Source organism: Pontimicrobium sp. MEBiC06410, assembly GCF_053601615.1.
In genome coordinates, this window is the sequence record NZ_JBSHNT010000162.1 from 410,155 (window position 1) to 423,636 (window position 13,482).

At 30.6% G+C, this 13,482-nt stretch carries 13 protein-coding genes; 11 read left to right on the forward strand and 2 right to left on the reverse strand.

Features of this window, described 5'->3' with window-relative positions; all coding sequences use genetic code 11:
* Positions 1–25 precede the first annotated feature (25 nt).
* The 10 genes from atpA to ACVC08_RS17705 all read left to right on the forward strand — a co-directional run bounded on the left by atpA (position 26) and on the right by ACVC08_RS17705 (position 10,615).
* On the forward strand, positions 26–1,606 hold the full coding sequence (gene atpA / locus ACVC08_RS17660) for a F0F1 ATP synthase subunit alpha (RefSeq protein ID WP_452596718.1): 1,581 nt from the start codon (positions 26–28) through the stop codon (positions 1,604–1,606).
* A 72-nt stretch (positions 1,607–1,678) separates the two neighbouring features.
* Positions 1,679–2,539: an ATP synthase F1 subunit gamma gene (gene atpG / locus ACVC08_RS17665; RefSeq protein ID WP_452603042.1), complete on the forward strand. Its 861-nt coding sequence runs from the start codon at positions 1,679–1,681 to the stop codon at positions 2,537–2,539.
* Between the two features lie 136 nt (positions 2,540–2,675).
* Positions 2,676–3,164, forward strand: a complete 489-nt coding sequence (locus ACVC08_RS17670; RefSeq protein WP_452603043.1) for a hypothetical protein — start codon at positions 2,676–2,678, stop codon at positions 3,162–3,164.
* Between the two features lie 64 nt (positions 3,165–3,228).
* Complete coding sequence (locus tag ACVC08_RS17675) at positions 3,229–4,653, forward strand: oligosaccharide flippase family protein (RefSeq protein WP_452603044.1); 1,425 nt, start codon at positions 3,229–3,231, stop codon at positions 4,651–4,653.
* Positions 4,654–4,692: 39 nt separating this feature from the next.
* On the forward strand, positions 4,693–5,127 hold the full coding sequence (gene dut, locus ACVC08_RS17680; RefSeq protein WP_452603045.1) for a dUTP diphosphatase: 435 nt from the start codon (positions 4,693–4,695) through the stop codon (positions 5,125–5,127).
* Positions 5,128–5,142: 15 nt separating this feature from the next.
* Positions 5,143–6,105, forward strand: coding sequence for a tetratricopeptide repeat protein (locus ACVC08_RS17685; protein WP_452603046.1), 963 nt, complete (start codon positions 5,143–5,145; stop codon positions 6,103–6,105).
* A 79-nt stretch (positions 6,106–6,184) separates the two neighbouring features.
* Entirely contained in the window at positions 6,185–7,204 is a 1,020-nt protein-coding gene (locus ACVC08_RS17690; protein ID WP_452603047.1) for a sugar phosphate nucleotidyltransferase, read from the forward strand.
* 40 nt (positions 7,205–7,244) lie between these two features.
* The gene (locus ACVC08_RS17695; protein WP_452603048.1) at positions 7,245–8,609 is read left to right on the forward strand and encodes a tetratricopeptide repeat protein; all 1,365 of its coding nucleotides are present in this window, start codon (positions 7,245–7,247) and stop codon (positions 8,607–8,609) included.
* The gene (locus ACVC08_RS17700; RefSeq protein WP_452603049.1) at positions 8,610–9,386 is read left to right on the forward strand and encodes a DUF4292 domain-containing protein; all 777 of its coding nucleotides are present in this window, start codon (positions 8,610–8,612) and stop codon (positions 9,384–9,386) included.
* Entirely contained in the window at positions 9,386–10,615 is a 1,230-nt protein-coding gene (locus tag ACVC08_RS17705) for a murein hydrolase activator EnvC family protein (RefSeq protein ID WP_452597093.1), read from the forward strand. Before ACVC08_RS17700 ends, ACVC08_RS17705 begins: the two co-directional genes overlap by 1 nt.
* A 199-nt stretch (positions 10,616–10,814) precedes the next feature.
* Here the strand turns inward: ACVC08_RS17705 and ACVC08_RS17710 are convergent, their stop codons facing one another.
* Together ACVC08_RS17710 and ACVC08_RS17715 are read right to left on the reverse strand one after the other, a co-directional pair.
* Positions 10,815–11,324: an acyl-CoA thioesterase gene (locus tag ACVC08_RS17710; RefSeq protein WP_452597094.1), complete on the reverse strand. Its 510-nt coding sequence runs from the start codon at positions 11,322–11,324 to the stop codon at positions 10,815–10,817.
* Positions 11,325–11,440: 116 nt separating this feature from the next.
* Positions 11,441–12,379, reverse strand: a complete 939-nt coding sequence (locus tag ACVC08_RS17715) for an HU domain-containing protein (protein ID WP_452603050.1) — start codon at positions 12,377–12,379, stop codon at positions 11,441–11,443.
* A 341-nt stretch (positions 12,380–12,720) separates the two neighbouring features.
* On the opposite strand from ACVC08_RS17715, the gene ACVC08_RS17720 reads away from it, so the two are divergent.
* On the forward strand, positions 12,721–13,410 hold the full coding sequence (locus ACVC08_RS17720; RefSeq protein ID WP_452603051.1) for a response regulator: 690 nt from the start codon (positions 12,721–12,723) through the stop codon (positions 13,408–13,410).
* Positions 13,411–13,482: the final 72 nt, after the last annotated feature.

The window sequence follows — 13,482 nt, forward strand, 5'->3', positions numbered from 1 at the left end:
TATTTATATCTAAATAAATAATAAGATGGCAGAAGTAAAACCAGCTGAAGTATCAGCAATCTTAAAACAACAACTTTCAGGCTTTGAAGCAAGTGCTTCATTGGACGAAGTTGGAACAGTATTAACTGTAGGTGATGGTATTGTACGTGCTTACGGATTAGCTAACGCACAATACGGAGAATTAGTAGAATTCGATGGTGGTGCAGAAGGTATTGTACTTAACTTAGAAGAAGATAACGTAGGTATCGTATTATTAGGAGGATCAACTGGAGTAAAAGAAGGTTCTACAGTAAAACGTACCTCTCGTATCGCATCTGTTAAAGTAGGAGAAGGCATTGTTGGACGTGTTGTAGATACTTTAGGAAACCCTATCGATGGAAAAGGACCTATTACTGGAGAAACTTACGAGATGCCTTTAGAACGTAAAGCACCAGGAGTTATTTATAGAGAGCCAGTAACAGAGCCATTACAAACAGGAATTAAAGCAATTGATGCGATGATTCCAGTAGGTAGAGGGCAACGTGAGCTTGTAATTGGTGACCGTCAAACTGGTAAAACAACAGTTTGTATTGATGCAATCTTAAATCAAAAAGAATTTTACGATGCTGGTAACCCAGTATATTGTATATATGTAGCTGTTGGACAAAAAGCATCAACAGTAGCAAACATTGCTAAAACTTTAGAAGAAAAAGGAGCTTTAGCTTATACAACAATAGTAGCTGCAAATGCATCAGATCCTGCTGCAATGCAAGTATATGCACCAATGACAGGAGCATCTATTGGAGAATATTTTAGAGATACAGGTAGACCAGCTTTAATTGTATTTGATGATTTATCAAAGCAAGCCGTAGCTTACCGTGAGGTATCTTTATTATTAAGACGTCCACCAGGACGTGAAGCATATCCTGGGGATGTATTTTACTTACACTCAAGATTATTAGAACGTTCTGCAAAAGTAATTAACGATGATAACATTGCTAAGGAAATGAATGACCTTCCAGAGTCATTAAAACCATTAGTAAAAGGAGGTGGTTCTTTAACTGCATTACCAATTATCGAAACACAAGCAGGTGACGTATCGGCATATATCCCAACAAACGTAATTTCTATTACAGATGGGCAAATCTTCTTAGATGGAGATTTATTTAACTCTGGTGTACGCCCAGCAATTAACGTGGGTATTTCTGTATCACGTGTTGGAGGTTCTGCACAGATTAAATCAATGAAAAAAGTATCAGGTACATTAAAATTAGATCAAGCACAGTTCCGTGAATTAGAAGCGTTTGCTAAGTTTGGTTCAGATTTAGATGCCGTTACATTAAACGTAATTGAAAAAGGTAAGCGTAACGTAGAGATCTTAAAACAAGGTCAAAACGATCCTTATACAGTAGAAGACCAAGTAGCAATTATCTACGCAGGTTCTAAAAACTTATTAAAAGACGTTCCTGTAAATAAAGTAAAAGAATTCGAAAGAGATTTCTTAGAGTTTTTAAATGCTAAACATAGAGATGTATTAGACACTCTAAAAGCAGGAAAATTAACTGATGAGGTTACAGACACACTATTATCTGTATGTAAAGACCTTTCAGCTAAATATAAAGGATAATTAGATTTCAGTATTGAGTAGTGAGATACTATAATTCTCACTACTGAATACTCAATACTTAATTCTAAAAAAATGGCAAACTTAAAAGAAATACGTAACAGAATATCATCTGTATCTTCTACAATGCAAATTACCAGTGCTATGAAAATGGTATCTGCTGCAAAGTTAAAGAAGGCACAAGATGCTATTACTGCTATGCGTCCTTATGCAGATAAGTTAACAGAGCTTTTACAAAATTTAAGCGCAACACTTGATGCAGATTCTGGAAGTAAATTTGCGGAGCAACGTGAAGTAAAAAATGTACTTATAGTTGCTATTACTTCTAATAGAGGATTATGTGGTGCATTTAATTCTAACATTATTAAGCAAACAACTAACTTAATTAACAATGTGCATGCAGACAAAAATGTTTCTGTTATTGCTGTTGGAAAAAAAGCAAATGATGCTTTTGAAAAATTAGGATGTGTTATTGCTAATAAAAGTGAAATTTTTGACGATTTAACATTCGATAATGTTGCTGAAATAGCAGAGATGTTAATGGAGAAATTTGTTGAAGGTGAATTCGATAAAATCGAGATTGTTTACAATAAATTTAAAAATGCTGCAACGCAAATAGTAATGACTGAGCAATTTTTACCAATTGTACCAGTAGAAGGAGAAGAAAATGCTAATCTAGATTATATCTTTGAGCCATCTAAAGAAGAAATCGTAGAAGAGCTAATACCTAAATCTTTAAAAACACAGTTGTATAAAGGTATAAGAGATTCTTTTGCTAGTGAACATGGTGCGCGTATGACGGCTATGCACAAAGCAACCGATAATGCAACTGAGTTAAGAGATCAATTAAAATTAACATATAACAAAGCACGTCAAGCAGCGATTACTAACGAAATCCTTGAGATTGTTGGTGGAGCAGAAGCTTTAAATAACTAAAACAGAGTTGTTATATAATATATACAAAGCCTTACTTTTTTAAGTAAGGCTTTGTACTTTTATAGATAGAGCTTTTTAAAACAGTAAACATCTATTTTTCATTGTAATTCGTATCTTTAGAAAAACATAATTACAAATGACGTTTTCAAGCCCCACTTTCAAATCTCTTGTAATATTAATTACCATAATGACACTTTTCAACTGTTCTAGCTCTAAACTAAAACTACAGGACAAAGCGCCCATAGAGCATACTCGACCTTATTTTCAAGAATGGGTTGCAGGAATAAAAGATGGAGGATCTGGTATAAATATATACTTTCCTAATTTAGTAACTAAAAACAATGCTATTATAGATAGTGTTTTCTTTAGAAAGATGAAAGGTAAATTAAGAAATGGCAAAGCATCTTATTTTGCAACACTTAAAAAGCCTAAGCCCATAGACTTAACCATGAGTAGCGACCCTAAATCTGAATATGGAAATAAACTTCCAAAGTTTCCTTTTGAATTAAAAAACAACGAATGTGTTATTAGTTACATAGAGGAAGGAGAAACAAAATATGTTAAAATAGGTAATTTAAAAGAAAAAGCAGGAGAATATTACCCTTCTAGTCCACCAGTTAACTAAAACAAGAGAGAATACTTTTTTAGGTCTAATGAATTCAATACTTTTAGGCTAAATTTATACTACATTGAGCGTACTTAAAAAGTTCTTTAAAGACACAATTATATATGGTTTAGCTACCGTTTTGCCTCGTCTTATGAATTTTGTTTTAGTACCATTACATACAGATACGCTTGAAACTAATAGTTATTCAGATAACACAACGTTTTATGTGTATGCAGCCTTTTTTAATGTGCTACTAACTTATGGAATGGAAACCGCTTTCTTTAGGTTTTTTAGCAAAACAGAAGAAAAAAACAAAGTATTCTCCACAACTTTTATTAGCCTTATAACAACAACCCTTTTATTTTTACTTGTAGTAATACTATTTAACACTCAAATATCAAATTGGATGGGAATTAATCAAACCTATTTTAATTTGTTAATAGGCTTATTGGTTTTAGATACATTAGTTGTAGCTCCTTTTGCGTATTTAAGAGCTACAGGTAGGCCAATAAAATTCGCAGCAATAAAGATTATTAATATTATTGTAGTAGTCGTTTTAAATTTCTTTTTCCTTTGGGCAATACCAAAGTTTAAAATTAATTTTCCAAGTTATGACTCATCAGATCTGGTGAAATATATATTTATAGCTAATCTAGTAGCAAGTATTGTTACTTTTCTATTACTTATACCATACTTCTTTAAAACGAAACTACAATTTAGTACTACAATTTTTAAACAACTATTAAGTTATGGTTGGCCAATAATGGTTGCTGGTATAGCTTATGTTATAAACGAGAATTTCGATAAATGGATTTTACCTAGTTTATTAGGAAAAGATGTTAATGGCGCTTATAGTGGTTGCTACAAAATAGCAGTATTTATGACTATTTTTATTCAAGCATTTAGGTTAGGAGCCGAACCTTTTTTCTTTAACCATGCAAAAGAAAAAAATGCACGAGAAACCTATGCCACAATTATGAAATACTTTGTAATAGTAGGAAGTCTTATGTTGGTATTTGTTGTTGCATATTTAGACTTTTTTAAACTACTTATTGTAAGAGATGAAGCCTATTGGGTAGCAATAGATATTGTTCCAATAGTATTATTGGCAAACTTATGTTTAGGAATTTATTTCAATCTAGCCATTTGGTATAAGCTTACAGATAAAACAAGATATGGAATGTATCTATCTATAGTTGGAGCAGTAGTTACTATTGTTTTTAACCTAATCATGATTGAAAAACTAGGCTTTATTGCAGCTGCATGGGCAACATTAGCAGCCTATGGAATAATGATGTTATTATCTTACCTTTTAGGCCAAAAATACTATCCTGTACCTTATAACCTTAAAAAAATAATGGGGTATTTAGTATTAGCTATCCTATTTTCGATAGCAGCATTAAAGACTAATGCTAATTATTATATAAACACAGGTTTAGTTTTATTATTTTTGATGGTTGCTATACTTCTAGAGAAAAAAGAATTAAAACAATTAATAAAAAAATAGAGGAGACTTAATTGTAGTTTAAACAATAGAATAAAAAACATGCAAATAAAAATTATAAATAAATCTAATCATACCTTACCAAGTTACGAGACCATAGCCTCAGCAGGGATGGATTTAAGAGCTAACATTACTGAAAATATGATATTAGGTCCAATGGAGCGAGCTATTATACCAACAGGACTATTTTTAGAGCTCCCTATAGGAGCTGAAGCGCAAGTAAGACCAAGAAGTGGCCTAGCTGCTAAAAAAGGAATTACAGTGCTTAATGCGCCTGGAACAATAGATGCAGATTACAGAGGCGAAGTAGGTGTAATTTTAATAAACCTTTCTAAAGAAGCTTTTACAGTAGAAAATGGAGAACGCGTAGCGCAATTAGTCATAGCAAAACATGAACGGGCAGAATGGGTAGAAGTAGAAACGCTTACAGAAACAGAGCGCGGAGCAGGAGGATTTGGAAGCACAGGAGTTAAATAATTAAAAAGAGTAGAGATGAAGAAAGCCGTATACATTACAGTTATTTTATTTAGTAGTTTTTGTTTTGCACAAGATAATTCAGAAAAAATAGTAGAAGTCGCATACAATGCCTGTGAATGTATTGGTAAAATGGATTTAAAACTAGATTATAAAGAGAAAAGCGAAGCTATAAAAGAATGTATCAAATCGGCTAACATGTCATACCAATTAACGAATAAGTTAGCAGGTATTTCAGAGAAATTAAAGGACACATTACCAGAAACAACAACAAACAAAACTACAGACACCATTAATGTAGAACCTTTAGAAGTTAATATATCAATAAATGAAAGTGAAGATTTTAAAGAGATAGAAGCCTACTTATTGGAAACCTGTGGAGATTTAGAAAGTCTATATTTTTCTAATAATAAAGAAACCTCAAAGAAATCGATATCACAGAAAGAAGAAGCTTTAAAATATTATGATTTAGGAATAGACGCAGGAGAAAACCAAGACTACGAAAAAGCATTAGAGTATTACAAGAAGGCGCTAAAAATAGACAAAAAATTTACTTTTGCATGGGATAATTTAGGCATAACGTATCGTAGACTGGGAAATAATAAAAAAGCAATTGAAGCATATAAAAAATCATTAAAGCTAGACTCTAAAGGCAAAATGCCACTTATGAATATTGGTGTGGCTTACGCAGCAGAAGGCCAGTATGATAATGCAATTAAGTATTATAAAAAGTATAGAAGAATATATAAAAAAGACCCAGAAGCACCTTACGGATTAGGAAGGATGTATTTTGAGAAAAAAGAATATGAATTAGCTGTAGATAACATGATGCAGGCCTATGTATTATACACTGAAATAGGATCACCTTATAAAAAAGATGCAGAGAAAATGTTATCGATTATGTATAATGTTTTAGAAGATAAAGGCAAATTGGATATTTTTAAAACAGTAGCTAAGAAAAACAATATTAACCTTAATTAAAAAACACATTTAATAGTGTTCTTTAATTTTATAAGAATAAGTTTAACAATAAAAGGCACCTACGTTAGTAGTAATAAATATGAAAATAATAGTACCAATGGCGGGACGAGGATCTCGATTAAGACCACACAGTTTAACAGTACCAAAACCATTAATACCAGTAGCTGGCCAGCCTATTGTACACCGATTAGTAAAAGATATAGTTAAAGTTTTAAATGAACCAATAGAAGAAATTGCTTTTGTTTTAGGAGACCCAGCTTGGTTTGGAGAAGATGTAGTTGCCAGTTTACAAGAATTAGCAAAAGGTTTAGGAGCTAAAGCCTCTATTTATAGGCAAGACCAACCTTTAGGAACTGGGCATGCTATTATGTGTGCAAAAGATTCTCTGTCTGGCCCAGCAGTAATTGCTTATGCAGATACTTTAATTAGAGCAGATTTTAACTTAGATCCAGACGCAGACGCTGTAATTTGGGTAAAACAAGTAGAGCAACCTGAAGCCTATGGTGTCGTTAAATTAAACGAAAAGAAGGAAATTGTTGAACTAGTTGAAAAACCAGAACAATTTGTAAGCGATCTAGCAGTAATTGGAATATATTATTTTAAAGATGTTGCTGTTTTAAAAGAACAATTACAACACGTTTTAGATAATAACATTATAAATGGAGGAGAATACCAAATTAATGATGGTATAAAAGGAATGATGGCTAATGGTAAAGTTTTTAAAACAGGAGAAGTAAGCGAATGGATGGATTGCGGAAATAAAAATGTAACTTTAGAAACCAATACTAGAATGTTAGGCTTCTTACAAGCAGATGGAGAAGAGCAATTAATAGCTAATTCTGTAAAGCAAGAAAACGCTACAATTATAGAGCCCTGTTACATTGGAGAACATGTAATTTTAAAAAATGCTACTATTGGGCCAAACGTATCCATAGGAAATAATTGTGTTATAGAAAACGCAAGCGTTAAAAATAGCCTAATACAAAGTAATACAATTATAAAAAATGCTAATTTAGACGAAGCTATGATTGGTAACCACGTTAAATACAATGGAGAATTTACTAAAATTAGTATTGGCGATTACACAATTATGGAATAACTATTGATTATACAGTTCCCGTTTGCTAACAGGAAATATTATGAAACATAAAATCTACATACTTTATATTCTACTAGGATTATTTATTTTCCCAAAAATAAGTGGTGCACAAGTAGACTTCAATAAAACACCAGATGATGATTTAGGGAATGTTTCAGATGAATATCAAGAATTGTTTTTTGAAGCCTTAAAACAAAAAGGAATTGAAAACTATGATAAAGCAGTAACAGCATTACTTAAATGTTTGCAGTTGGACGATTCAGAATCTATTTTATATTATGAATTAGGTAAAAACTATAACAAGCTCAAAAATTTTGGTGCAGCAGAAGATGCTCTTAAAAAAGCAGTAAAAAAACAACCAGATAATGAGTGGTATTTAGATGAGCTTTATGAAGCCTATGTGCAGCAAAAAAACTACGATAAAGCTATAAAAACAGTTAAACAACTGGTAAAATTTCATCCTGATTATAAAGAAGACTTAGCTTCTATTTATGTTAGAACTAAAAAGTACAAAGACGCATTAAAAGTATTAGACGAGTTAGACGATGAATTAGGAGTTTCAGATATTAGAGATAGACTTAGAAACCAAATTTATAATGCAACAGGTCGAAAAAAAGAACAAATAGCTAATTTAAAAGAACGAGTAGAAGACAATCCAAATGTAGAAAAAAACTATCTCGAACTTATTTACAGGTATAGTGAAAACAACAATGAGAAGAAAGCATTTGAAACGGCTCAAAAACTATTAGAAATAAATCCAGAATCGCAATTAGTTCACTTAGCTTTATATAAGTTTTATTTAGATAAAAACGAAGCAGAAAAAGCGATTGAGTCCATGAAAATTGTTTTAAGTAGCAGGAAAATAAAACCAGAATCTAAAGCAAAAGTGTTATCAGACTTTGTAAAATTTGTTGCATTAAATCAACAATACGAAAAAGATTTAGTAGAAATTACTACTATGGTTACTAATACTGCAACAGACGGAAAAACATTGGTAGAGTTAGCACAATATTACTTAATAAAAGGAGATAAAGAAAAAGCGTTAAAACACTATCTAGAAGCACAACGATTAGAAGTCGATAATTTTGGATTATTACGAAACATCTTATTATTACATATAGATTTAGAGCAATATAAAGAAGCTGAGAAAAAAAGCGATGAAGCATTAGAGAAATTTCCATCTCAGCCAGTTTTATATCTTATAAATGGAGTAGCATTAAACCGTTTAAATAGAGCAAGTGATGCAGTAGATAGTTTAGATGCAGGCTTAGACTATATTATAGATAATAATAAAATGGAAGCTGATTTTTATAAACAATTAAGTAAAGCTTACACTACTTTAAACAATTTAGAGAAAGCAAAAACGTTTAGTGATAAAGCAAAAGCATTAGAACACTCAAACTAAATGAATAGTAAAAACATTAAATTTTCCGTTTTTTTAATTATAATAATGTTTAGTACAGGCTGTAAGTCTGCTAAAACAATAATAGCTAATGGTACATTAAATTCTAATTTATCTACCAAGCAAATAATAAAAGAAACAAATAGTAAAAAGTCTAATTTTAAAACATTAGCAGCACGTTTAAAAATAGAAACCAATGATGGTAAAAAAAGCCAATCAGTAACAGTTTCTATGCGTATGGAAAAAGATAAAACCATTTGGCTAAGTAAATTAGGGATTGTAAAAGCATTAATAACACCAAACCGTGTTGCTTTTTATAATACATGGGATAAAACCTATTTTGACGGAGATTTTAGTTACATAAGTGAGTTGTTAGGCACCGAGCTAGATTTTAAAAAAGTACAAAATTTATTATTAGGAGAGACTATTTTAGATTTAGAACCTAAAGGATATAAAGGAGATGTAAATGATAAATCGTATGTGTTAAGCCCTAAAAAACAAGATGAATTATATGAAATATTTTTTCTAATTAACCCAAGCCTTTTCAAGCTTGATTCTCAGCAGATTTCGCAATCTGAAGAGAAACGGCATTTACAAATAGATTATACTGCATATCAAAAAGTAGAAACAGAAACATTACCTAAAATTTTGGATATTGTTGCCGTACAAGCAAATGAAGAACTTAATATAGATTTAGAATTTAAATCAGTGTCTTTAAACCAGAAATTAAAGTTTCCATTTAGAATACCTTCAGGGTATGATGAAATTGAATTAAAGTAATGATAAAACCATCAATACAATTACTCCTTTTTATAAGTGTCTTTTTATTAAGCACAACAATATCCCTATCACAAAGCGGAAAGCAAAAAGAGTTGGAAGCAAGACGCGTGGAGTTACGTCGAGAAATTAAAAAAATTAATGATTTAGTCTCTTCAAATAAGTCTAAGGAGAAATCTGAAATAACTCTAATAGAAGATTTAAACTATAAAGTTAGAGTAAGACGCGATTTAATTAAAGTAACAAATCAACAAGCTAATTTATTAACACGACAGATAAATAATAACCAAAAGCAAATAACAGCGCTTAGAGATGAGTTAAAAGGCTTAAAAGCAAATTATGCTAATATGATTCAAAACTCATATAAAAACAAAAACAAGCAAAGCCGTGTCATGTTTTTATTATCTTCTAATAACTTTAAACAAGCATACAAAAGACTTCAGTATATAAACCAATATGCAGATTACCAAAAGCAGCAAGGAGAAAATATAAAAGTTAAAACAAAAGAGTTACAAGACGTAAATATTAAGTTATTAGCACAAAAAGAAGAGAAAAATAAACTTATAGCCGAAAATAAGGTTGCTCAAAAAGAATTAGAAAAAGAATTGAAGCAGCATAATACCATAATGAGTGCTATAAAAAAGGATTTAAAGAAGTATACAGCCCAAATAAGAACAAAGCAAAAAGAAGCCGATAGAATAGATCGAGAGATAGATAAAATTATTAGAGACGCTATTGCAAAATCGAATAAAAAAGCAGGTAAAAAGAAAACAAAATCTGCGGTATTTGCAATGGCTCCAGAAGATAAAGCATTGGCAAAAGACTTTTTAGGAAGTAAAGGTAAGTTGCCTTGGCCAGTAGAACAAGGCGTAGTAAAAGTACGTTATGGGAAACAACCATCACCTATAGATAGATCGCTTACTATTAATAGCACAGGAGTGAGAATTTCTACAAGCAAAGGAGCAAAAGTTCGTGCCGTATTTAAAGGAGAAGTCTTAAGAATTATAAAGCCAAAAAGGAGCAACCCTACAGTTTTAATAAAACACGGTAATTATATTACTGCGTATAAAAATTTAGGAAAGCTTTATGTTAAACCTGGAGATAAAGTAAGTACAAAGCAAAATATAGGTGAAGTATTTACACACCCAAGAACTGGAGAAAGCTTGCTAAGGTTTAGTATATATAAAGAAACTAAAACTCAAAACCCAGCGAGTTGGATTTATAAAATGTAATACAGTTATACACTAACAATTTTATAGCCTCTGCATTTTTTATCTAAACAATTTTACTAGTTTAATAGCTACCCTAAGTTGAGTAAGAAGATAAATTTAAAGCAAAACAGTAGAAATAGAATAAATATAGCAACTCTAAAACTCTAAAGACTAGAAAATTAAAGTGCTATTTTGTTGTAAAACAATATAAAAGTTAAAACTATTCAAATAAAGCCTTTAATTCGGTAGCATCATTTGGTTTCATTTTCCCAGCAAGAACTAAACTTAATTGTTTACGCCTTAAAGCGCCATTAAAACGCTCTATTTCAATATCTGTTTCTGGTTTTAATTCTGGAACACGAACTGGTCTTCCAGTTTCATCAACAGCAACAAAAGTATATATAGCCTCATTTGCTTTAGCTCTAATGCCAGATTCTCTATCTTCTATCCAAACATCTATATAAACTTCCATAGACGATTTAAACGCTCTAGAAACCTTTGCGTCGACAGTTACAACGCTACCTAAAGGAATAGCTCTATTAAAAGCAACATGATTAACAGATGCAGTAACTACAATTCTTCTAGAATGACGACGAGCACTAATGCCAGCAGCACGGTCCATTCTTGCTAATAACTCACCACCAAATAAGTTATTAATAGGGTTAGTTTCACCAGGTAAAACCATATCCGTCATAATAGTTCTTGAATCTTTAGCAGTTTTTGTTTCCATAACAATATAATTTGAGTTTCGCAGTGATGCGAAAAAAGATATTTAAGTAAATGAAATGCAAAGGTAAGCCGAATAAAATTTTCGACATTATATATTTTTAGAAATATTAAGGTAAATTAGTTTAATTGCTTAACTAGTAACCATGCATCGCGATTACTCGAATTTCTAATAGCATTTAAAGCATTTAAAGCCTCAATTCTATCAGAGTGGCTAGAATAGGCTACTTGATGTAAACCATATTTATTCATGCCAATTTTTCTAGCTTTAAAACCTTGCTCAATAAGCTGTGCTACTTTTTTATCGCAGTTTTCTTCAACCCTAAATGCTCCAGCTACAATATGGTAATTTCCAGATTGTTTATTTACATTTAAAGTAGCAGCAGGTAAAGGTGTGCTAATTGCAAAAGTAGCTTCCTGAATTTTAGTTTCTAATTGCTCATTAGCTTCTTCTTGTGCTAACTCATTATGAGTTTCAATACTATTTATGTAGTGATTAGAGAAAGCTAATCCACCTAGAGTTAAAGCAATTACAGCTACAGCTGCATATTTAAAGTAAGATTTAGACTTACGCTTTTCAGGAGTAATAGTTAAAGGAGTTTCTTCTTCAATAACTTCTACTTCAGCTTTATATGTTTCACGCATAACGGGAGGTGAAACAAATTGAGATAACCCAAAGGCTTCAGTTAAGTAATTTAAATGATAAGAAGGATAAAACTGAATCTTACCTTCGCTATTTAAATTTAATTCTCCAATATTTTCAAGCTTTAAAGTTTTTCCTTCGTTTAAATATAACTTTAAAGAATTCACTTGCTTAGCAATTTTGGTAGAAGCAGTCTCAAAAGGAATTTTTTCGGTATCTGCAATATAGCGAGTTAGCAAACCATCATTAGTTTGTATTTGCTCGTTAAAAGACAAACGTTTTTTTGGAGGATAAAAAGCATTTGTAGATTCATGAACTGTAGCCGAAACATGCTGTGATAAGAAAGCACCAAAATTGGGCACTATAACACATTCATAACGGTATAATAAATCACTAATGTAAGTCTCTAATTGCATAAAACAAATTTAGAAATTTATTAAAACAGAATACTATTTATGATGTATTAGTTATTAACAGGGTAAAAAAATATAATCTTTTAAGCTCTAAATCAGATTTATAAAACTTTTATTTTTTTAAACTTTTTAAACAATAAATAATTCTAACATTTTAAATAAAAGACCTTCTTAATAAAGATGAGGTAGATTGGAATAGAGAGGCTGTGGTGTAACTTATTGTTTTTTAACATTTTATATCGCTTTTTATAAGTGTATTTTTATAAATTACACTATACATTGTTTTATTTGATCTAATTAAAAAAGTACTTTGTTCATATAAAACAAAGTAACAAGAATAGATTATGATGCAAGAGAGTAAAAAACATACAGTTTTAATTATAGAAGATCATCCGTTAATAGCAGAGGCATACAAGCAAGCTTTTAAAACAATAGAAAACAATAAGGAAAACATGTTTTTTGAAATTATAGAAGCAAAAAACTGTGAAATAGCAAAAACTATAATTGATGACTATAAAGCTAAAGATAAAACAATAGACATTGCATTTCTAGATATCATGTTAACACAATCAAACAATGCAAAAATAGTATCTGGAGAAGATTTAGGTGTTATAATTAGAGATCTTATGAAAGAAACTAAAATTATAGTTTCTACTTTTTTAAATAATAATTACAGAATACATAATATTATAAAAAATATTAATCCAGAAGGATTTCTTATAAAAAACGATATTGATACTAAAAATTTAATAGAAGCTATTAATAGAGTCATTACTAACCCGCCATATTATAGCAACACAGTAATAGAAATATTAAGAAAAAATGTATCATCTAAAATAATGTTAGATGACATAGATCGAAAAATTCTATACGAGCTATCAATAGGGTCTAAAATGAAAGAGTTGCCCAATGTAATTCCATTATCTAAAGCAGGTATCGAAAAGCGAAAACGCGCTTTATATTCTGTTTTTAACATAAAAGAAAATAGTGATAGACAATTAATTATTGAAGCAAAAAAAAGTGGGTTTATATAATAACTACAAGGAAATTTAAATGCGTTTTTATACTATAAAGTCTTAAATTAGTTGCTAACTAATCACAATTAA